Origin of the sequence: Pontibacillus sp. HMF3514, assembly GCF_009858175.1 — a bacterium.
Lineage (GTDB): Bacteria > Bacillota > Bacilli > Bacillales > BH030062 > Pontibacillus.
Genome location: NZ_CP047393.1, coordinates 808,474 through 830,354, shown reverse-complemented (window position 1 = coordinate 830,354; position 21,881 = coordinate 808,474). Strand labels below are relative to the sequence as shown.

General features: G+C 39.9%; 23 protein-coding genes. 4 read left to right on the top strand and 19 right to left on the bottom strand.

Going from position 1 to position 21,881, the window contains the following annotated elements; all coding sequences use genetic code 11:
- Nucleotides 1-14: 14 nt before the first annotated feature.
- Complete coding sequence (locus GS400_RS04355) at nucleotides 15-671, top strand: class F sortase (protein ID WP_160099351.1); 657 nt, start codon at nucleotides 15-17, stop codon at nucleotides 669-671.
- A gap of 113 nt (nucleotides 672-784) precedes the next feature.
- On the top strand, nucleotides 785-1,984 hold the full coding sequence (locus tag GS400_RS04350; RefSeq protein WP_160099349.1) for a CapA family protein: 1,200 nt from the start codon (nucleotides 785-787) through the stop codon (nucleotides 1,982-1,984).
- 421 nt (nucleotides 1,985-2,405) lie between these two features.
- Here the strand turns inward: GS400_RS04350 and GS400_RS04345 are convergent, their stop codons facing one another.
- The 8 genes from GS400_RS04345 to GS400_RS04310 all read right to left on the bottom strand — a co-directional run bounded on the left by GS400_RS04345 (nucleotide 2,406) and on the right by GS400_RS04310 (nucleotide 8,312).
- Nucleotides 2,406-2,645, bottom strand: a complete 240-nt coding sequence (locus GS400_RS04345) for a hypothetical protein (protein WP_160099347.1) — start codon at nucleotides 2,643-2,645, stop codon at nucleotides 2,406-2,408.
- A 364-nt stretch (nucleotides 2,646-3,009) separates the two neighbouring features.
- Complete coding sequence (locus GS400_RS04340; protein WP_160099345.1) at nucleotides 3,010-4,122, bottom strand: DUF5667 domain-containing protein; 1,113 nt, start codon at nucleotides 4,120-4,122, stop codon at nucleotides 3,010-3,012.
- Between the two features lie 265 nt (nucleotides 4,123-4,387).
- Nucleotides 4,388-4,984: an NAD(P)H:quinone oxidoreductase gene (gene wrbA / locus GS400_RS04335; RefSeq protein ID WP_160099343.1), complete on the bottom strand. Its 597-nt coding sequence runs from the start codon at nucleotides 4,982-4,984 to the stop codon at nucleotides 4,388-4,390.
- A 299-nt stretch (nucleotides 4,985-5,283) separates the two neighbouring features.
- Entirely contained in the window at nucleotides 5,284-5,622 is a 339-nt protein-coding gene (locus GS400_RS04330) for a hypothetical protein (protein ID WP_160099341.1), read from the bottom strand.
- 288 nt (nucleotides 5,623-5,910) lie between these two features.
- Nucleotides 5,911-6,546 carry an ATP-binding cassette domain-containing protein gene (locus GS400_RS04325; RefSeq protein ID WP_160099339.1) on the bottom strand — a complete coding sequence of 212 codons (636 nt, stop codon included), beginning with the start codon at nucleotides 6,544-6,546 and terminating at the stop codon, nucleotides 5,911-5,913.
- On the bottom strand, nucleotides 6,546-7,235 hold the full coding sequence (gene modB / locus GS400_RS04320) for a molybdate ABC transporter permease subunit (RefSeq protein ID WP_160099337.1): 690 nt from the start codon (nucleotides 7,233-7,235) through the stop codon (nucleotides 6,546-6,548). The genes GS400_RS04325 and modB overlap by 1 nt, the downstream gene beginning before the upstream one ends.
- Nucleotides 7,236-7,243: 8 nt before the next feature.
- On the bottom strand, nucleotides 7,244-8,005 hold the full coding sequence (modA, locus tag GS400_RS04315) for a molybdate ABC transporter substrate-binding protein (protein WP_160099335.1): 762 nt from the start codon (nucleotides 8,003-8,005) through the stop codon (nucleotides 7,244-7,246).
- 133 nt (nucleotides 8,006-8,138) lie between these two features.
- Nucleotides 8,139-8,312, bottom strand: a complete 174-nt coding sequence (locus GS400_RS04310; protein WP_160099333.1) for a hypothetical protein — start codon at nucleotides 8,310-8,312, stop codon at nucleotides 8,139-8,141.
- Between the two features lie 356 nt (nucleotides 8,313-8,668).
- Here GS400_RS04310 and GS400_RS04305 point away from each other — a divergent pair, with 356 nt between their 5' ends.
- On the top strand, nucleotides 8,669-9,535 hold the full coding sequence (locus GS400_RS04305; RefSeq protein WP_160099331.1) for a cation diffusion facilitator family transporter: 867 nt from the start codon (nucleotides 8,669-8,671) through the stop codon (nucleotides 9,533-9,535).
- Between the two features lie 48 nt (nucleotides 9,536-9,583).
- Here GS400_RS04305 and GS400_RS04300 read toward each other — a convergent pair whose 3' ends face one another.
- The 6 genes from GS400_RS04300 to GS400_RS04275 all read right to left on the bottom strand — a co-directional run bounded on the left by GS400_RS04300 (nucleotide 9,584) and on the right by GS400_RS04275 (nucleotide 15,125).
- Nucleotides 9,584-10,138 carry a GNAT family N-acetyltransferase gene (locus GS400_RS04300; protein WP_160099329.1) on the bottom strand — a complete coding sequence of 185 codons (555 nt, stop codon included), beginning with the start codon at nucleotides 10,136-10,138 and terminating at the stop codon, nucleotides 9,584-9,586.
- A 115-nt stretch (nucleotides 10,139-10,253) separates the two neighbouring features.
- Nucleotides 10,254-10,694: a hypothetical protein gene (locus GS400_RS04295; RefSeq protein ID WP_160099327.1), complete on the bottom strand. Its 441-nt coding sequence runs from the start codon at nucleotides 10,692-10,694 to the stop codon at nucleotides 10,254-10,256.
- A 72-nt stretch (nucleotides 10,695-10,766) separates the two neighbouring features.
- Nucleotides 10,767-11,057, bottom strand: a complete 291-nt coding sequence (locus GS400_RS04290) for an AzlD domain-containing protein (protein ID WP_160099325.1) — start codon at nucleotides 11,055-11,057, stop codon at nucleotides 10,767-10,769.
- Nucleotides 11,054-11,794 (bottom strand): AzlC family ABC transporter permease, encoded by a 741-nt coding sequence (locus GS400_RS04285; RefSeq protein WP_236561131.1) that lies wholly within the window; start codon nucleotides 11,792-11,794, stop codon nucleotides 11,054-11,056. The genes GS400_RS04290 and GS400_RS04285 overlap by 4 nt, the downstream gene beginning before the upstream one ends.
- Before the next feature lie 149 nt (nucleotides 11,795-11,943).
- Nucleotides 11,944-14,361 carry a bifunctional 2',3'-cyclic-nucleotide 2'-phosphodiesterase/3'-nucleotidase gene (locus GS400_RS04280; protein ID WP_160099321.1) on the bottom strand — a complete coding sequence of 806 codons (2,418 nt, stop codon included), beginning with the start codon at nucleotides 14,359-14,361 and terminating at the stop codon, nucleotides 11,944-11,946.
- A gap of 302 nt (nucleotides 14,362-14,663) precedes the next feature.
- Complete coding sequence (locus tag GS400_RS04275; RefSeq protein WP_160099319.1) at nucleotides 14,664-15,125, bottom strand: YdbC family protein; 462 nt, start codon at nucleotides 15,123-15,125, stop codon at nucleotides 14,664-14,666.
- A 150-nt stretch (nucleotides 15,126-15,275) separates the two neighbouring features.
- Between GS400_RS04275 and GS400_RS04270 the strand changes: the two genes are divergently transcribed.
- Entirely contained in the window at nucleotides 15,276-15,743 is a 468-nt protein-coding gene (locus tag GS400_RS04270) for an NUDIX hydrolase (protein ID WP_160099317.1), read from the top strand.
- Between the two features lie 125 nt (nucleotides 15,744-15,868).
- Here the strand turns inward: GS400_RS04270 and GS400_RS04265 are convergent, their stop codons facing one another.
- The 5 genes from GS400_RS04265 to GS400_RS04245 all read right to left on the bottom strand — a co-directional run bounded on the left by GS400_RS04265 (nucleotide 15,869) and on the right by GS400_RS04245 (nucleotide 21,878).
- Nucleotides 15,869-17,020, bottom strand: coding sequence for a thiolase family protein (locus GS400_RS04265; RefSeq protein WP_160099315.1), 1,152 nt, complete (start codon nucleotides 17,018-17,020; stop codon nucleotides 15,869-15,871).
- 14 nt (nucleotides 17,021-17,034) lie between these two features.
- A complete protein-coding gene (locus GS400_RS04260) occupies nucleotides 17,035-17,880 on the bottom strand; it encodes a 3-hydroxyacyl-CoA dehydrogenase family protein (RefSeq protein WP_160099313.1) in 846 nt (281 codons plus the stop codon).
- 61 nt (nucleotides 17,881-17,941) lie between these two features.
- Complete coding sequence (locus GS400_RS04255) at nucleotides 17,942-19,558, bottom strand: long-chain fatty acid--CoA ligase (protein WP_160099311.1); 1,617 nt, start codon at nucleotides 19,556-19,558, stop codon at nucleotides 17,942-17,944.
- Between the two features lie 18 nt (nucleotides 19,559-19,576).
- Nucleotides 19,577-20,731, bottom strand: coding sequence for a CaiB/BaiF CoA transferase family protein (locus GS400_RS04250; RefSeq protein ID WP_236561126.1), 1,155 nt, complete (start codon nucleotides 20,729-20,731; stop codon nucleotides 19,577-19,579).
- A gap of 1 nt (nucleotide 20,732) precedes the next feature.
- On the bottom strand, nucleotides 20,733-21,878 hold the full coding sequence (locus GS400_RS04245; protein WP_160099309.1) for an acyl-CoA dehydrogenase family protein: 1,146 nt from the start codon (nucleotides 21,876-21,878) through the stop codon (nucleotides 20,733-20,735).
- Nucleotides 21,879-21,881: the final 3 nt, after the last annotated feature.

Sequence of the window (21,881 nt, the reverse complement as noted above, 5' to 3'; positions counted from 1 at the left end):
TAAGAGGTGATTACATGTTCTCTCTACGTAACCTCACAAGAATAGCTGTTTTGTTCGTTATATTTTTCGCATTCATGTCAAGCACTACACTTCATAACAGTCCAGCATCAAAAACAAGTCAAGATGTCTCCTACTCTTTTAAAGGTTCTACTTCTACTACATTATCTTTATCAGCTGCTACAAATAAGAATAATAGCTCTAAAACCAAGGAAAAGAAAACGATAATATCCCCAGACACTATACCAGTATCAGCCACATTCCATAAAACCAATACCACCGTAAATATTAAGAGTGTAGGTCTTGATAAAAAAGGAAGAATGGGAACTGTAGAAGATCCTAAAACGCTCTCTTGGTATAATACAAAAGGACACAAGGTGCAAAATCTATTGTTATCTAGTCACCGAGATTGGAATGGAGAGTTAGGTATATTACATGGACTCGAATCTTGGGAAACCAATCAACAATTAACGCTCACCTTTCAAGATGGAAAACAAAAACCTTATCGATTAGCAGATGTAAAAGTCTATCATAAAGATAAAGTACCTAAAGATGTGATGCAGCTTCAACAAGGAAACCCACGCGTTACTGTAATCACCTGTACTGGGGACTTTCATCCTAATGATGGAGGCTATGATAAACGTGCTATAGCGATCTTTGAGCCAATGTACTGATGTGCTCAAAGATCTTTTTTTATTATAATGGAAATCGATAGCCTTATAGGAATATTTTTCTAATTATTGGCTATAAATAATGGTAGCATGTTTTTTTAGGAGGAGATACGTCGATGATCAAGAGTCGACATTATGTAATCGTCCTTTTACTTCTCATCTTAGGATTGTCACCAAGTCACCATCAGGTTTTGGCCAAACAAAGCGCCCCATTATCCTGGACGGAACAACTCTATGAATCATTGGAAAAGGAATCGACATCTTTGCAAGAGACTTGTAGTTCTATAGACTGGCTTACTGCACCAATGTCTATATTCGGTATTAATCCATGTGTTGCGTTAGGGCAGTATGACACATCTCCTATTACGATTACATTCGGTGGAGATGTTTTAATGGAATACTCTTTAGTTCACAGCATGAAGGAAAATGGTGCGGATCATCCTTTTGAATTTGTAAAACCGTATTTTCAAAAGAGTGATTACACTGTTATTAATCTAGAAACTCCTATCACCAATGCGACTAGCGCTTTTCCAAAAAAGTATAACTTTAAAGCCTCCCCTGTCCTTTTGGATGGGTTAAAAACCTCTGGAGTAGATATGGTGAGTCTAGCAAACAATCATACGTTAGATTACGGAGAAAAGGGACTTCTGGACACATTAGATGCTCTTGAGGATGCCTCTATGGAGAAGATTGGTGCTGGACGGAATTCAGAGGAAGCATACGCTGAACGGATCGTAAATATAAAAGGTAATAAAGTTGCCTTTCTAGCATTTTCTGAGGTTCTTCCTTCAGTGAGTTGGTATGCAGGAAAGAACAAACCTGGCATAGCAAGTGGATACCAGGTTGACCGTGCTGCAACTATCGTAGAAAAGGTAAAAGAAAAAGCCGATTATGTTCTTGTGTATTACCATTGGGGAGATGAAAAAGTAAATAAGCCAAATCAAGACCAAAAGAAAATTGCCAAATCATTGATTGATCATGGGGCTGATGCCATCATCGGTTCTCATCCACATGTTTTACAAGGATTTGAGACATATAAAGGCAAACCCATTGCTTATTCGTTAGGAAACTTTCTTTTCCCTGATTATGTTTCAGGACGCACGGCTGATACAGGAGTTTTGGAGCTAAAACTAGAAAATGATACAGTAACCATGTCATTTCATCCTCATACTCTCGTAAACAATCAAATTACGCCTTTATCTAAAGTTGGAAGATCAGAACAATATCGATATCTCGAATCCATTTCGAACGATGTGTTTTTTGATGAGAAGGGACAATTTCATACCGTGATTCCGACAAGTAAAAACGGTCAGTGATATGACTTGTCGGATAAATTTGTTAGGGATATAAGTAAGAAGCACTCAAATAAGTGCTTCTTTTTTTGTAATCATGATATTTTTGTTAATAGTTGTTTAACTATATGGCAGTAATGTGGAATAAGCTGGTGCGGGGTGGTTCCGTTACGTTTGTGCAGTTAGGCCGGCTGTGGAACGGGTTGCTTTCCTCGGAAGACCGATCGAGCTTCCGGAGGAGTATTGCCGTTTCACGGACCCCCTTACTCTGATAAAACAACGGACTCCTCTTATTTTATCAGAGTAAGGGGCTGAAAATTAAATAACTCCTGATAAAAAAGAAAAGCCTAGGGAGTTCCCTAGACTTTGTTGTGTTATTTGTTTTTGGTTAGCATAATGATGTCACTTTGTACTTTTCAAGAGCTTCAATTAGAATCTGCATTTCTTATTCAAACGTATAAGGCTTATACATTTGGCTTACCTTTTCAAATTGCTCATAATCTCCAAAATCGATCGCTTCATTAACTTGTTTTTCAAGGTTCGATTTGTTCCAGTTGTAGCAGAGTTCATCTAAAACTAATGTAGAGGCTAGTTTAATTTCATATGGTAATTCTCGTTTAGCATGAATCACGCTTTCATCTGACGGAAACCAATTTAATCGAAACGAAACTTTTGCTTTCTTCATGGAACATCCCCCTTGTGCAATTTTTTAATTTGGAAGATTAACCCTTATAAAGGATTAAAGTATAAGAAAATACAATCGGTTCTCCATCCATAGCGAAAACCTTGTTTTTCTAATAGTATATTACAGCCACCCTCAATTTGAAACAATTTTCTGAAAAATGTTTGTTAGTAAAGTATACCCTATAAGAAACTTATATAAAACGTACGATGCACATCTATCCAATTATTTTTGAAATAATCAGATAAATATGGGATACTTAGTTTAGAGGGTATATAAAAAGGTCGCAAAACATTTGTTTCGCGACCACAGGGAGAGAGAATCTATATGAACTCCGCATTAGGGTGCGGAGGTTTTTTTTGGGATATTAGTTATTAGGATTCCCATTACCTTTCCCATTCCCTCTATGATGACCTTTATCGTCATCTTTATTTACTTCTTTTTTCCACTCTTTTTTGTCCTCTAAACGCTTATTTTTTCGTTCTTCTTTTTTCTCTTTCATTTCTTCCTTATGTTCTTTTGCTGCTTTTTTATGCTCTTTTGCGTGAGAAGGAATTCCAGATTGATCTTCTGTTTCTTCTTCTAATTCTTCTTGATCATCTTCAGAGTTTTCTACTGTACTTTGTTCAGTGGACTCTTCGCTGTCAGTACTTTCCTGATCTTCTTTAGAAGTGTTTTCTTCTGTTTCTTCTTCGTTACCTTCTTCCATTTCTTTCAAGCGCTCTTTCAATGCTTCGATATCTCCGTACTTTGCTTCAAGCTTTGTTAATGCTTTTTCAATATTACGTTCTAACGCTTGCTTAGCACGTGGGTTTTTCACTTTTTCCATTGCAAGTTTAAGTGAAATTACATTTTGACCGATTTTTGCATCAAGTTCAGCTTTTTCTTCTTCATCAGACTTATCCTCATCTGATTCTTCTTTAGATTCTTCGTCTTCTTCTGACTCTTCATCAGTGTTCTCGTCTTGGTCAGATTCTTCATCGGAATCTTCAGTATCCTCTGATTCATCTTCGTCTGAATCTTCTTGGTTTGTATCTTCGTTGTTTTCATCAGTTTCGTTATTTTCTTCAGTGTCTTCTTCCTGTGATAACTCTTCAGCTTTTTCCATTGCCTTTGTTGCTTGTTCAAGTAATTCAGCAGCTTCTTCGTCTTTACCATCTTCTAAAAGCTGTTTTGCTTCATCGATACGTTTTTTACCATAGTCAGCATAAAGCTTAGCTTTTTCCATATCATCTTGTTCAAGTGCTAATTTGAAGTTCTGTGTTAGCGTATCCAAAAAGCTAAATAGTTTTCCATACTCAAATGTTACCTCTTCACCATTAAGTGTCCAATCGTCTTTCATTTGGACAGTAGTTGTACCTTCAGTTGAAGTTTTGTCCTTAGTGGACTCGTCTTCTTGTGCGAAGACAGACGTTGGTGCAGCAGAAAGAGAAAATGTTAATGCTGCAGCAGATAATACGTTAATAACTTTCTTGTTCATAATAATTGCACCCCTTTGTGAATTTTCACTAAAACATACGTGAATATTCAAAAATTTTAGGGGGGGCATTAGAATTTTTAAGAACATTTACCTAGTTTATCCATGTTACGGTTAGGAAGTAGAGGGATTTACATGGTTTTTTCTTCCCATCGATAATATATACAATATCGACCTTGAGTCCAACATACTATTTCTTATAACTGGAGAACGTTATCCAGTTAAAAATCCCCTAAAAGAGAAAATCTTTTAGGGGATTTCTTACGTTTTATTGATTAATTCGCTGTGCGATATCTACTGTACGTTTCGCCTGATGCTTAACTGCATCTTCTACATCTTCCTGCATGTTTCCATCTTGGTCTACCGTGACACTTGTACCGTATGGGTTTCCGCCCGCTCCGAAAATAGAAGGGTCAGAATAACCAGGTTGAGCAACAATTGCACCCCAGTGGAACATTGTTGTGTATAGATTCAAGATTGTTGCTTCCTGTCCACCGTGAGGGTTTTGTGCTGAAGACATTGCACTCACAGCTTTATTAACAAGTTTTCCATTAAACCATAGTCCACCAGTTGCATCTAGGAAAGATTTAACCTGTGCTGGTACGTTACCAAATCGTGTAGGTACGGAAAAGATAAAACCATCAGCCCATTCTAGATCGTCGTTCGTTGCAATTGGGACATCCTTTGTTTCTTCTAAGTGTTTTGCCCATGCTGGGTTTTCATTAATAGCTTCCTGGGGTGCTGTTTCCGCTACGCGAAGTAATTTAACTTCTGCTCCTGCAGCTTCTGCTCCTTCTTTGGCCCATTGAGCTAACTTATAGTTTGTTCCTGTTGAACTGTAATAAATAACAGCTAATTTTGTCATGATCTTATCGCTCCTTTTCCTATTTATTGATATCGTCTCCAACCTGAAAAATAATCATACTTTTGAAGACTACTTAGATTATATACCCAACTCACGTTTAGTTCAAAACAAAGACTTTTGATTTCGAGATATTTTTCATAATTCCTATAAAAAGCTTACATTGCTTACAAGTGATTTATTCAATAAAATGGCAGTTATCTTGAATAAGCTGGTGCGGGGAGGTTCCGTTATGTTTATGCAGTTCGGCGGGCTGTGGAACGGGTTGCTTTCCCCGGAAGACCGATCGAGCTTCCTCGTCACTACGTTCCTGCGGGATCTCGCTCGCCCTTTCTACCGGAGGAGTCAACCCGTTCCACAGCCCACCTTGGCCAAATGGTGAATAACGGAACCGCAGCGATGTTGAGAGGTCGATGCTTACGGACATCTGTTCCTTTATTTTGAACTTTTAAGGCATTACGAGAGTCGTTACGGACATATGATACCTTATTTGTGACAAATTGGTCTTTTTCAAGGTGATTTGAAGCAAATAACGGAATGAATGTCCGTAAGCTCTTCAATGAAGTTAGATTAAGATAAAATAACGGAACAGATGTCCGTAAGGTTAAGAAATCACACAACCAGAGTCCGTTAATCTCCATAAACGCAAAGGGGTGAGGGAAACGGCAAACTCCCGCGGTAGAAAGGGCGGCCGAGACCCCGCAGGAACGAAGTGACGAGGAGGCTGAAAGTAAATAATGAAGATCGACTAAGACCGCCACATCGTGTGGCAACGTCGACCTACCCCACGTCGTGTGGGGCAGCAGGAGTATTGCCGTTTCACTGAACCCCTCCCCCTCATAAAAGCAACGGACCTTCACCGCACAATATCTCGAAATCAAGTCTTCCATATAAGGGGGCTTTAATGGCATAAATAAAAAAGCTCCTATCTAAGTAAGGAGCTTTCCGTTGTCTACTTTAAATAAACGATCCGCCAACTTTTCTCCCTCTTCACGGTTATGGGTGACTAGTAGCATCGGGATTTTCCATTCATTTTTTAAACGAAGAAGTTCTTGATGCCCTTCTGCACGAGTATCCTCATCCAATGCCGAAAAAGGTTCATCTAATAACAGGACATCTGGCTTCATAGCGAGCGCACGAATGAGGGCGACTCGTTGTTTTTCTCCTCCTGATAGTTGATGAGGATATTTAGATTGCAAATGGGACATTCCAAGTGCATTGACTAGGCCATCTACATGTTTCTTCGCAGCAGGTCGAGCTTTGCGAGCTATTCCATAATATATATTGTCTGAAACCGTCATATGAGGAAACAAAGCATAATCCTGAAATACATAACCCACTTTACGATTTTGAGGAGGTACATTAATCTCTTTTGAACTAAAAACAGATCGATCGTGGATGGTAATTTGCCCATCGTCTGGAGTGTGCAATCCTGCTATAGCATGTAAAATGGTTGATTTACCTGCTCCTGATCGTCCAAAAAGAACGCCAATCTCCTCATTAAGTTCAAAAGATATATCCAATGTATAATGGTGTAGTTTACTTTGAATATCAACCTTTAACATTATGCTTCTTCATCCTTTACGCCAGTAATCCATATCGATTGTCTTTTATTCCAACGATTTAACCAGTAAACCGTTCCAAATCCTATCACAACCATAATTAGAACTAACCATAGGGCAGCTTGTGAATTCCCTGCTTCAACAGCAAAATAAATCGCAATGGGTAAAGTATCTGTTTTGCCGGGGATGTACCCTGCAAACATTAGCGTAGCTCCAAATTCACCTAAAGCACGTGAGAATGACAAAACAAGTCCTGCTAAAAGTCCTGGCCATGCCAATGGAAGTGAAATCGTCCAGAACACCTTCATTTTACTAGCGCCCATCGTATAGGCCGCGTTTTCTAAATTGGGGTTATAATTCTTAAACGCTGCAGCAGCACTTTGGTACATCAAAGGAAAAGATACTATAACTGAAGCAATAACAGCTGCATACCAAGTAAACACAAGTTGCATGTCAAATAAAGCTTGCAACCATTTCCCTAAAACGCCATTTTTTCCGAACATATAAAGCAACCCAAATCCTACAACGGTTGGCGGAAGAACCATAGGTAATAAAATAGCTGATTCTAATAGGTTTTTGCCCCTAAAATGGCGTCTTGATAGCCATCTTGCTAACAAAGTACCTACGACGAAAACGATCAAAGAAGATATGCTTGCAATTTTTAAAGATAACCACAACGGATCTAAATTCATGCTTTCACCTACTCAATTGGGACAAATCCATATGATTGAAAAACTTTTTTTGCTTCTGAACCTTTAAGATACTTTATAAAACCTTTTATTGATGAATCTTTTTTTGATTCATTGATAATTCCCATTGGATATGTAATTGTCTCATGATATTCCTCTGGGATCACCTGACTTTTTTGGACATTTGTTAATGCCTGAACATCACTTTGATAGACAAATCCTGCTTTTACATTTTGAGATTGTATGTATGACGCTACCTGACGTACATTTTTCCCGTAGACAGCTTTATCTTTAACAGTTTCCCAAACCTTTGCATGTTCCAAAGCTTGCTTCGCATATGCACCAGCAGGTACACTCTCAGGATCGCCCATCGCAAATTGATCTATTGATTCATTGGTTAATTGACTAATCTTTATTTCTTTTCCTTGATGAGTTGCTAAGATCAATCGATTTTTCAGCAAGGGAAAAACATCTTCTTGTTGAATGAGACCTTCTTGAACGACTTTATCCATCCAATATTCACTTGCTGATATATAGATATCAGAAGGCGCTCCTTGAATCAGTTGGTGAGCTAGTGTTCCAGAAGAAGCATATTGAATTGTAATCTCTTGATCTGGGTGTTTCTTTTCATATTGTTTCTTAATTTCCTTCATAACCGTAGTTAGACTAGAAGCAGCCGAAATTCTTAGCGAAGCTTGTTGCGAAGAAGGATCTCGTTGATTACATGAAGTTAGAAGGATAACGAATAGTATAAAAAGAATAAAACGCTTCATGCTGACTCTAACTCCCCTCTCATTCATCTATCTACTCTAGAATACCTTCTATTTCACCAACACGAAAGCATTTACTACCACTTACAAATCAAAAAAATAAGGCAACCCGATATGGGTTGCCTGGATATATTTATTAAATAACTAGTTCATAATACTGAGGAAAAGTCCAATATGAGTCTCTCCAACCACGTTGTACTGCTAATTCTTCGAAAGATTTCGCATGACTATTAAAAAAGTTTATGATAGCTTCTTCTATGTTCTCATCTTTCGGATTATACTGTAATAAGACCGGTTTCGAAAACTTCATACCGCGGACTGACCCTTCAATAATAATTGTTTCTTTAATCAATTGATTCACCCCTTTTTTTAGAAATTCTCTAAACCTTTTTGGTCTGTTTTCACTCTCTCCCAGGAAAATCTTTATTATGATTTCTTAGTATGTGTCTACCCCTTTTGACAAAAATTAATCTTAAATTACACATTTTGATGATAAATATAAGTCTTTTGACATATTGATTTTGGAATTGCTGTTAGTTGGCATAGGGCAACTTCATTTAATATAGACAATACATCTGCCTTCAGCTAGTTTTTTTTCTCTAGACTCAGTCAATACCCCTTTGGTAACCTTAAGAGTGCTAATGAGAGGTATCGGAGGATCCTGATATGAACGAATATGAAAACTTAAAAAAGGGAGAGCAAGGAGCTTGGATAAGTATATGTGCTTATCTTGTTCTATCTACGGTTAAGCTGATCGTTGCACACTTCGGAGAGTCTCAAGCACTCCGAGCAGACGGTTTAAATAATGTGACAGATGTCGTTGCATCCTTAGCTGTGTTGATAGGTTTAAGAATTTCCCGTAAGCCACCTGATAAAGACCATCATTATGGGCATTTCCGTGCTGAAACCATCGGATCTCTCGTTGCTGCGTTTATCATGATGACGGTTGGATTCGAAGTCCTATTTCAGACAGGGAAACAACTTCTTGATGGCTATGAGAACGAACCAAGCATGTTAACTGCTTGGACCGCCCTAGTCGCCGCTTTCGTAATGCTAGGTGTTTATATATATAATTTACGATTATCTAAACGCATTAACAGCCAATCTCTTTATGCAGCTGCCCAAGATAACCGATCTGATGCGCTTGTATCGATAGGTGCTTTTATTGGTATTGTAGGAGCCCAGTTTGGAGCGTTTTGGTTAGACCCTGTTGCTGGTCTTATAGTGGGGATAATCATATGTAAAACCGCTTATGATATCTTTCGAGATGCATCGCATGCTTTAACAGATGGTGTAAATGAACAACTTCTTGATGATATTAAGAATAGTATTGCAGAGGATCCTGACGTAAAAATTGTAGATGATGTCAAAGCTCGCTTTCATGGTAACCAAATTCTTGTGGATGCGACCATTCACGTGAATCCAAATCTTAGTGTTCAAGAAAGTCATGACATTACGGACAGAATTGAAGAACATTTGAAGGAAGAACACAATATCACACACACGCATATTCATATCGAACCGTATCGGTAGAAAAAAAGCGCTCAAAAACATCTTTAAGATGCTTTGAGCGCCTTTTTTTTACATGGAGGATTGTTTCTTGTCACCTAATAGACTAGATAAGGCCTCGATATCTGGCCATCCATATGCTATTTCTTTATACGTCCCTTTTCCTATCGTGATTTCTTCTGCTTGAATTGGTGAAGCACCATATCTCTCATAGAATTTTTTGTTAATGTTTTGTGTGAGCACCCACACGAGGAGAGATTCATATCCAGATTGTCGTATATGTTGAACAAAATGGGTAAGTAAACCTGTCCCAACTCCCTTGCGGTGATATTCATCTAACAGGTAGACCGCATAAATCTCTGCATCATAACCATATTCCTTTGTGCGCTCTTTCCCTCCTGAAATAAAGCCAATAATCTTCTCACTCTCGTCAGTAGCCACCAGGACAACTTGACCATTCACGGCTTTTTTCAATACGGTTTCCCACAGAGCAATACGATTTTCAACACTAATTCCATCAATATCTTGTTTGTCTATGAGATCTTTATATGTAGATTTCCAGCTTTCAACATGAATATTTGCAATCGCTTCTGCATCTTCTAGTTGCGCTTTTCTAATATGGTACATTTTTACACCTCCAACAATCTCTAAAACCTTACCCTTATATTATTTTATTTCAAACCTTTTTTCATAAGAACACGCCATCCAAAAGAAATGAAATCCTCTTGGTGGCGTGGATGTTTTATTGACAAGAAAAGGATGCTATACGATCTGTATCAAGACCGTAGTAAACCCATCTGTATTGGCGTCGTCTCCAACGATACCCTGCTACAGATGTTCTTCCGATATAGGTCGGATAGAACCAAAATCTTCTTCCATTATTTAAACGTACCCATGTATAACGATATAGGCAACTATACATTGATCCAGGATCTACTGCATATAAACTAGGTCCACCACCATATTGTTGGCCACCTGGTGGTGATTGTGGAGGAGGTGGAAGTTGACCGCCACCGCCAAATCCGCCTTGCCCTGGAGGTGGTCCTGGTGGTCCCCCTTGACCAGGAGGGAAGCCTCCTGGAGGTCCACCTTGCCCTGGTGGAAATCCTGGCTGTCCGCCACCGCCACCTGGGAACAAGAGTTGGCCAAGCCAATCAAGCCCTTGATTTTGACGATAATCCATGAATGTGTGACTCCTTCCATAATGAATTCCCTACAATATATGCGAAAACCCATATAGTGTGACAAGAACCCATTACAGTGTCATGAGATATACCGTTCCAATTGCTCCGATTAACACAACCATTACATTCATACGTAAAATAGCCAAAATCGCTGCAATCCCCCCAGCAATTGCACCAACATGTGGTTGGCCTTCCACAACTGTGGTGATCCCTGGGAAGATAAGTGCTCCCAAAGCTGCGTAAGGAATTGCATTCAAACCTCTGCTTACCCATCGAGGGTAGGTCCATTTATCAACTACCAGAGCAGGTAAAAACCTTGGTACCATCGTAGCAATGGCCATTCCAATTATTACGAAAATCATTCTTCTTCCTCCTCCTCTGGTAGTAAAAAGATTCCTGAAATACCGCCTAGAACTGTTGCAATTACAATGCTCCAACCTTCTTTAATTCCAAGATGATTAGCGCAGATATAATTAACCAACATACTAATAAAAGCAATCAATCCGACTTTCCATTCACTACGTATGGATGGAAGCAAGAGAGCGATAAACATGGCATATAACGCAACACCCATACTTTGACTTAAGGCTTTTGGCATAATATTGCCGATTAACCCGCCTGTTAATGAACCTAATACCCAAGCGGAATATGCTACGAGAATCATAGCCGCATAGAACCACATACCATTGGTTTCTTTTGCTTTCTTCTTATTTAAAGATGCAACGGAAAACGTTTCATCTGTTAATCCAAGTGAAATCGGAATCTTCCATTTGAGGGATATATGTCTGAGGTGATTCATAAAAGAAAAACTCATTACAAAATGCCTGAAGTTCACGACAAACGTCGCAATCACAATCTCAATGAGACCTGCACTGCTCAGCACCATACCTGCAGCCATAAACTGACTTGCACCAGCGAAGACAAACATGCTCATCATGGTGATTTCTGATAGGGATAACCCCGCTTCTTTAGCTAGAACTCCATATGCGATCGCAATAGGAAAATAACCAAATACAATGGGTAACCCTGCCAGAGCTCCTTGTTTTATAGACTGGGTAATGAAATTAGTAGTATGTTGTTCAGCAAGATTTGTATTCAAAAGCATGACGCCCTTTACGTGTAATTTTATTAATTATATATCATAGAATTTGATGTTGAGAAGAGGGATTTGGTTCAGAATTTCCATAATCACTAAGAGATGAGTATAAAAAACTACCGACCCCAAAAGGATCGGTAGTTTTTATGAATCTAGTTCTTAGGGATTTTAATTTCTTGTCCAATTTGAAGCATGTGTGGATTCTCTAGCTTGTTGTACGTCGCTAGATCTTTCCAATGAACATCGTATTGTGCTGCAATTTTACCAAGCGTATCGCCTTGTTTAACAAGGTGTACTTCATAATCCGCATCACCATCTGGAACTGGGATCATGATTTCTAGACCAGGCATTAGTTTACGCACATCTTCAATGCTATTGTAGTCCACAAGTGTCTTCCAGTGAACGCCATATTGAGCACCGATCTTACCTAGAGTATCACCAGGCTTCAAAACATACTTCATGTCGTTTTCTTTGTCTGTGCTATCTGTTTCTTTAGAATCGTTGTTGCCTTTATCATTATTTTTCTCTTCATCTTTTTCTTTATCTTTCTTCTCTTCGTCGTTGTTCCCTTTAGCTGCTAGATCAATAGAGTATTTAGCGAATCCATTATCAAGCTTTTCATCAAAAGAGATCTTTTCATTATCTTTTGAATACTTCTGAGCTTCAGGAGAAGAGTAGAATACTAGATCTGGGTTACCTTTTACAGGTGCAAAGCTCCAGTTTCCATCAGCTTTTGGATCAACTGTACCGTTGTCACGGATGTAATCCACAAGCACTTGACGGTTTTCGTCTGGAGATTCGATTACGATGCTTTCTCCATCCGGATTAGCAATTTGCATACCTGCACGGTAGTTGTTTGTTGCAACAAGGAACTGTTGATCTGGATCAACTGGTTCGCCATTGTACGTTAGGTTCTTAATACGGTGTGTATCATTAATCACTTCAGTACCACCATTGTTGTAACGACGTGGAACTGTAACATCAATTTGATAAGATACGCCGTCGATTACATCAAAGTTATAGCTTGGGAAACCACCATTACGATCGTTACTTTTCACTAGAAGCTGCTCTTCGTTACTGTTTGGATCGATTTGGTTGAACTGACCTGCACTCCATTCTAACCATTCACGAACCTCAGCACCTGATAGTTGTACAACGTTTACAGTGTTTGGATACTTATAAAGAGACGTTGTATCTTTAATCGCTAGGTCGCCTGCTGCAATGTCTGTAAAGTCCGTTATTCCGTCACGACCAGCTTTGAATGGCGCTCCAGCAGAAAGGACCGGTAAACCTTCAAGCTCTGTTCCTTGAATATAGTTCTCAACATATTCTTTTTGAGCGTCTGTTACGATTTGGATCGTAGGATCATCCTGAACTTGAGAGAAATAGCTATAAAGCGGTGATTCAGTCTGACCAACTGGACTATTTACGTAGTCAATTGTACCTTCATGATCATCCTTAACCGCTTCCTTAATTTCTTCATCAGCTTCAACTAAAGCTTCTCCACTCTCAGAGTCATAAATCGCTTTTAATTTAGACTGAGCATCATTTACTTTCCACTCTCCATCAACTTTTTCAAGAGAGAAATCAATCATACCAAGGTGGGATCCCCAGAAACCTGGCATAACAGAAGGTGTACCATTAACAGTACCTTTTTCAATGTCTACTCCCTCAAGGGATGCATAATCTTCACCTGGGAATTGAGCATGCGCGTGACCAAATAGAATAGCATTAATACCATCTACTTTAGAAAGGTCATACGTTGCGTTTTCTTCCATACCGTTTTGTGTGACGTCACCCATACCAGAGTGAGGTACAGCTACAATTAGGTCCGCTCCTTCTTCTTTCATTTGCGGTACAAATTTTTCTGCTGTTTCCACAATACCTTTTGTGATAACTTTCCCTTCAAGGTTTGAGCGGTCCCACCTCATAATTTGTGGTGGAACAAAACCGATCACACCAACTTTAATTGTATGTTCTTCGCCATCTTCATCAACAACGGTTTTATCAAGCATTACATAGGGATCAAAATAGTTTTCATCGTTATCCGGATTGTCGTCTCCATCATCCTTATAAACGTTTGCATTCACATATGGAAATGCAGATCCATCTGTTGCTTTCTCTAAGTACTCAAGACCATAGTTAAACTCGTGGTTACCATAGTTCCCGACATCATAATCTAAGATATTCATAGCTTCGTATACAGGGTGAATTTCATCTTCTGACCATTCTTTTTCTTTCGCCATATAATCGGCAAGCGGGCTTCCTTGAATAAGGTCACCATTATCAATTAACAAAGAGTTCTTTGCTTCGTCTTTTGCCTGACGAATAAGTGTAGCTGTCTTAACAAGACCGAAATCATTCACTTCTGAACCCGAAAAATAATCATAGTTCATTACGTTGGAGTGAATATCCGTTGTCTCCATAATGCGTAGATTAACAACATCTTCATCCTCTGATGCTAGTGCAACATTTGGAGATACAACAGAAAGAGCCATTCCTAAAGCCATCACCGAACTTACTGCCGCTTTACGCTTGCGACGCATTTGCCTTTGAATACTTCTAATCACGATCTATTTCCCCCTTAATTTCCCTATGATGGGAATTACTTCGACACAATTTTATCAAAAAATCACATTTTATTACACACTAGTTTACAATTATGTTACACAATATAATAATTTTAATAGAATTATTACACTACTAATCCTTATAAACACTCTCATTACTAAAATTTGATAAAATTTAGTTAATAATCTTAAAATTTACTAATGAGACTTTAGACTCATAAAAGATTAAAATTAATACGAGGTAATTTACACGATAACGAGAGCAATACTATTTGACCTGGATGGAACACTATTAGATCCTCCTATTTGCTCGAGAATACTATCCAAGGGTGATATAGTTTAAGTTCTCCCTTTTCGTTAGGGAGAAACGAAAGATACAAGTTTTCTTTCGAATGAACAGCAGAAGCAACCATTATAAGTAAGCTTTGATCAGTTTGATTTATTGAGATAGATCTTGTCTCCGATAACGCCTGCATTAATAGTATGGAGGGTTTATTCGTTTGCCAAAGCGTGATAGATATAGAATTGTAGGTGTTCTTTTGGAGGTTTTGATTGAAAATTTCATCATGAACATCCTCCATAAAAGATTCGTATGCTTCTTTGCTCTCCCAAAAAGCAAAAATAACTGCATCCCTCCCCCTCCAACCTCCTACTTGGGCTAGAAAGCCTGGGACTTGTGAAAGTGGTGTCCATTGACGTTGGGCCTTATCAAATGCTTCTCTATCCATTACCTCTACGGTACACACAATCTTTTTTATAAACATGACCTCACTCCTACATTTATTTTACAAATTAGCTTAACTTTAGAATAATAGAATTTATACAAATTTTGGAGTATATAGATCTACATATGATCAACCATTACCTTGATCAAGAATGAAAGGGTATATCGAAGAAAGAGAAGGTGCTAAAAGATGAGTTATATTCAACATATGAGAAGCCTGATTGGTACAGAGAGACTTTTCACAGTAGGGTGCGGCATTATTGTAGAAGATGAGTATGGAAGAATCCTTTTACAACATCGTAGTGATGCGAACATTTGGGGAATTCCAGGTGGCATCATGGAAATCGGCGAATCTTTTACTGATGCTGCAGTGCGAGAGGTTTACGAGGAAACGGGATTAACGATTCAACAACCGGGACTTTTCGGTTTGTACTCCGGCGAAAGCTGCTATGTCACCTACCCTAACGGTGATCAGATGTATAGTGTTCAAATTATTTTTTATAGTAAGGATTACGTTGGCGTTCTGTCTCAAAATGACGGAGAAAGCAAGGACCACCAGTTCTTTGACCGTTCCTCATTACCTGAAAACCTTAATCCTAGGCAAAAAAGTTTTATTATGGATTGGGCTGAAGGAACAACTCGACCTATTTTGAAATAAGTAGAAGACTTTATGATCGTGGTAGCGACACTTTGGCTCGGGTCAGTGCCCCTTTCGCTCGGGTCGACACCACTTTCGCTCAACAAAAAACCGCTCCCTAAAGGGAACGGCTTACTTAGTATATCCTACAATCTCTCAATAATCGCCGCAGTAGACATGCCATGCCCGATACAGATTGTAAGCAACCCGTAGCGACCGTCTCTGCGCTCTAACTCATGCAACAAGGTCGTCATTAACTTCGCACCTGTTGCCCCAAGTGGATGCCCAAGTGCGATAGCTCCACCATTCACATTCACACGATCTAAACTAGTTTCCATCTCCTTTTGCCAAGCTAAAACAACTGGAGCAAAGGCTTCGTTGATTTCCACTAAATCCATATCATCTATAGTCAGCCCAGATTTCGTTAGTACCTTTTTCGTAGCTGGGATCACACCATCTAACATCATTTTCGGATCAGAGCCAACTACAACTCGATTTATGATCCGAGCACGAGGTTTCAGTCCTAGTTCTTCTGCTTTTGTACGCTCCATCATTAACACAGCGCCTGCACCATCACTCATTTGACTTGCATTCCCAGCTGTGATCACACCGTTCTCCTTAAACACAGGCTTTAACTGACCAAGTGCCTCCATCGACGTATCCTTTCGAGGGCCTTCATCCTGATCCACCATAATCGTATTTCCTTCACGATCCTCCCCTTCAATAGGGAGGATTTCGCGTTGAAAACGACCTTCCTCCGTTGCACGAATGGCACGTTGATGACTTTCATAGGAGTAAGCATCTAGCTCTTCTCTAGTCATTCCGTATTTTTCAGCTATTAGTTCCGCTGATACTCCTTGGTGCACAATGTCGTACTTCTCATGAACAGAGTCTGGAATTGTGGACTGATTGCCATCACTTAAAATGGGCACCTTCGTCATATTCTCAACGCCTGCACCAATCGTAATATCCATATCCCCAGCTAAAATTTCTTGAGCTGCAAAATGAATTGCTTGCTGACCTGATCCACACATTCGGTTCAATTGTACAGCTGGCACTTCCACCGGAAACCCTGCATCAAGTGATGCGAGGCGACCAATATTATATCCTTGCTCTCCAATAGGTGATACGCACCCCATCACGATATCTTCTACCCTTCCTTTTTCAACCCCGGCACGACTCATAAGCTCCTGCAATACTTTTGATGCCAGATGAACGGGATGAACATTTCGAAAATAACCTTTGCGTTTTCCTACTGGTGTTCGTACCGCATCTACGATGACTACTTCTCTATTCATTTCTTCTCTCTCCCTTAATAAGTATAAAATCCTTTTCCTGTTTTCACACCTAAATGACCTGCTTCTACAAGCTTACGTAAGATCTGAGGTGGTCGGAATCGGTCTCCATAGGCCTCAATCATCCCCTCACTCGCAAATAGCAATGTATCTAACCCAACATAATCCGCTAGTGTTAAAGGTCCCATTGGGTAATTAAGCCCTAAATGAATGGCCCTATCAATATCCTCTTTTGATGCCACACCTTCTTCATAAATCCTCATGCATTCTAAAACATGGGCTGCTAAAGCTCGGCTGGTCACAAAACCTTGTCGATCCTTCACTAAGACCGTTTCTTTTCCAACTTCCTCAGATACTTCTTTAATTACGCTCACCGTTTCATCCGATGTATCCTCACCTTTTACGATCTCTACTAATTTCATAATGGGAGCTGGATTAAACCAATGCATCCCTATGACTTTATCAGGTCGTTTGGTTGCTGAGGCAATCGCAGTTACACTAAGTTCAGAAGTATTAGTGGACAAAATGGTTTCAGCAGGTGTAAGATCCTCCAACTTCCCAAATAGCTCTTTCTTCAACTGAAGATTTTCAGGTATCGCTTCAATAACAAGGTCTGTACTCGATACCGCTTCTTTTAAATCTTTCGTTGCTGTAATGTTTTCTAGCACTTTAATCATCTGATCTTCCGATATATGTCCAGCCTTCACAAAACGTGCCAGACTTTTCTCAATCATTTTCATCCCGTTACCAATGGCTTCATCGGTGATGTCATATAAGAAAACCTTTTTCTCTCCAGTTGCCATGGCCTGTGCGATTCCATTCCCCATGACTCCAGCACCGATTACACTGACTGTATTAATCAATTACGTTCCCTCCTGTATAGGAATATGTAAGAGCAGGAGTACCAAACTCCTACTCATGATTCTATTCACTCTTAATCGTAAAATGATCCTCAAGCTGGTCACGAAGCGCTCGCTTTAAGAACTTCCCTACGGATGTCTTCGGAATGCTTTCCATGAAAACAATGTCATCCGGAAGCCACCATTTTGCGAACTGAGGTTTAAGGAATTCATATATGTCACGTTGTGAGCAGTTTGCGCCGTCATTCAAAACAACGCAGGCGACTGGACGTTCTTGCCACTCTGGATGCGGCACTGCTATTACAGCGGCTTCAAATATATCCTCATGAGCCATAAGCGCATTTTCTATATCAACAGAGGAGATCCATTCGCCCCCACTCTTAATCAAATCTTTAGTACGATCGACAATTTTGATAATCCCTTCTTCATCTACTGTGACGACATCTCCTGTGTGTAGCCAACCGTCCTGAAAGGCTTCAGCTGAACGTTCATCCTGATAATATTCATCTGCAATCCAAGGACCTCTTAATAACAGTTCACCCATTTCCTTGCCATCCCAGGCGATTTCTCCGTCTTTCCCAATCACTTTCATCTCTAATCCCGGTACAAGAGAGCCTTGTTTGGATCGAATTTCTAAGCGCTCATCTTCAGGTAAGTCCTTTTGATAACTCTTCAGACGAGAGATCGTAGCAAGTGGCGCTGTTTCGGTCATTCCATATGCATGCAGAAACGGTACATTGTACTTCTCTTCAAACGCACGGATCATACCTTTTGGAGCTGCTGATCCTCCACATAATACAGCTCGTAAGCTAGAGGTATCATAATCACCCGTATCCAACTCTCGTAATAATCCTAGCCATATCGTTGGTACACCGGCTGTTATGGTGACGCGTTCAGATTGAATTTGTTCAGCGATTGTTTTAGGTGAGAATTGGGCACCGGGCATCACTTGATTACTTCCAAACCACACAGCAGCAAAAGGAAGCCCCCAAGCATTGGCATGGAACATTGGTACGACAGGCATCGTAACATCAGACTCAGAGACGGCTGCACTATCGGCTAAACCAAGCGCCATGGAGTGTAATACAATCCCACGATGAGAATACACGACGCCCTTCGGATTCCCAGTTGTAGCAGATGTATAGCACATACCAGCAGCCGCATTTTCATCAATATCTTTTTTAAATTCATACGTTCCATCAGCTTCTTTTAATAGTTTCTCATAATGGTAGACAGGAGATAATTTCGTTTCTGGGAGCTCTTCATCATCTGTCATCACTACAAAAGCCTCAACCGTTTTCAATTCATCTTTAACTGCTTCTACCAATGGGAGTAAATCTGCATCGATGAGAAGAACCTTATCCTCTGCATGGTTCACAATATAAGAGATATGCTGAGCAGCTAGTCGAATATTAATCGTGTGCAATACCCCACCCATACCTGGGATTGCAAAATATGCTTCAAGGTGACGGTAGTGGTTCCAAGCAAACGTCCCAACGCGCTCTCCTTCCTGAACACCTAATTTTTCTAAGGCATGTGAAAGCTTGCGGGTTCGTTCTGTTAAATCCTTATAATTGATTCGATGAGTCCCTGTAGCTGTGCGTGTAATCACTTCTTTTTTCGGAAAAAATTTCTCGGCACGTTCCAACATTGCAGGTAACGTTAATGGTGCATTCATCATATCGTTTCACCCTCCACGTTATAGAATGATCATGCGTTCTTTCATGGTTTCAATCTTTTCCTCTGGGTAACACAACAAATCTGATAAAATTCCCTCAGTCTGCTCACCTAATCCAGGAAACCACACCTCTCTCTGATTTTTTTGAGCATGGTATCTTGATGCTACATGCACAATTCCAGCCGAATCTTTCTCTTGGATCATCCTCTCCTTTACATAAGGTTTAGTAAGCACTTCCTCCATTTCATATATAGGAGTTAAGCAACAATCAACTTGGGATGAAAACGCCTCCCACTGTTGAAATGTTTTGCTTTTAAACAATTTAATGATGTCTTGCACAAAAGGATCATCACTATCTTTTTTCGTAAATTGATAGGAGATCCAGTCCTCTCTACCTACTTTTTCGCAGAATGTTTCCCAAAACTTCGGTTCTAAAGCGGCAAAGCTAACGTATCGGTTATCTGCCGTTTCATAGATGCTATAAGAAACAAGTTCTCCATTCAATGAAGTGAGTCCTTGGTGTTCATCTGCATATTGAATGTTTAACATATGAAGTTGGGTCAGAGAGAGCATGGAATCTAATATGGAAGAATCAATATAGGACCCCTCTCCTGTCTTTTCACGTGATATATATGCAGCTAATATAGATTCAGTAGCAGCTAAACCTCCTATTAAATCAGCAAGAGTAATCGAAGGGTGAATAGGTCGTCCTGTTCGATCCTTCAATTGACTTAACATTCCACTTAAAGCCATATAGTTAATATCGTGACTACCAAATTGAGAGAGCGCCCCCACTTGTCCATAACCAGATAGTGAACAATAAATTAACTCAGTGTTCCATTTCGAGACCGTGTCATAATCAAGACCAAGTCGTTTCATTACGCCTGGACGAAAGCTTTCTATAACAATATCAGCATGCTGAATAAGGTCACGAACCATCTCTACGCCTTCCTCTGACTTCAAATTCACAGCGAGGCTTTTTTTATTACGGTTATAAGCTTGAAATACACTGTCACGCTCGTTCGAGTCGCTAGTAGCACTTCGGCTCAAGTCCCCAGTTAAGGGCTCAACTTTTATAACCTCTGCTCCTAAATCTCCTAAACGCATACTTGCAAATGGTCCCGGTATATAGTGAGAAAAATCAAGAATACGCATACCTTTTAACATGTGTTCCATTTTATAGACCCATATTCTTCGCGATGATCGATTTCATAATGTCATTCGTACCCGCATATATCGAAGCTACTGGAATGTCTCGATATCTTCTGGCAATCTCGTATTCTTCCATATAGCCGTAACCACCATGAAGCTGCATGCATTCTGTAATGACACGTCTCGCCATCTCCGTATGCCACCATTTCGACATGGATACTTTTGTTGTGACCTCTTTTCCTTCTATATGCTGATTGATTAAGTCATCTAGAAATGACCGACCGACTTCGACCTCTGTAGCCATTTCAGCAATACGGAACTGAACCGTTTGAAGCTTACTTATTGGTTTACCGAATGCCTCCCGTTGTTTCACATAGGAAACTGTCTCTTTCAGCATGGTTTCAGCTGCTGTTTGAGCCGCAATTGAAACGACTAAACGCTCTTGTTGGAGTTTATCCATCAAATAATAGAATCCTTTTCCCTCTTCACCTAATAGATTCTCTGCTGGGACTCTGACATCTTCAAAAATTAATTCAGCTGTGTCTTGCGCATGTAATCCAACCTTTTCGAGCTTTCGACCTCGTTTAAATCCTGGTGTGTCACGCTCTACTACAAGTAAACTCATTCCTTTGTGCGGTGGATTCGCCTTTGGATCTGTTTTACAAACAACCACGACTAGATCAGCCAATATACCGTTTGTGATAAACGTTTTCTCCCCGTTCAAAATGAAACTGTCGCCATCTTTAACAGCTGTCGTTTTTATTCCAGCTAAGTCAGATCCTGCTCCTGGCTCCGTCATAGCAATGGCTGAAATCATTTCTCCTGTCGCACATTTTGGTAACCATTTGTTCTTTTGTTCTTCCGTCCCATAAGAATCAATATAGGGCGTTACGATATCATTATGAAGTCCAATCCCTACAAGACTGGATCCGATTCGTTCGAACTCTTCATTCAAAATGACCGAATAGGCAAAATCAGCATTATAGCCACCATAAGATTCAGCCACCCCTGGGCATAAAAAACCTTGTTGCCCCAGCTTCATCCAAAACTCACGTGGGATCATCCCACCTTTTTCCCATTCACGATAATTCGGTCTTGCCTCTTGATCTAAAAACTTTCGAACCGCCTCTCGGAAGATTTCATGTTCTTCCTGAATGTACGATGCTGCCAAACG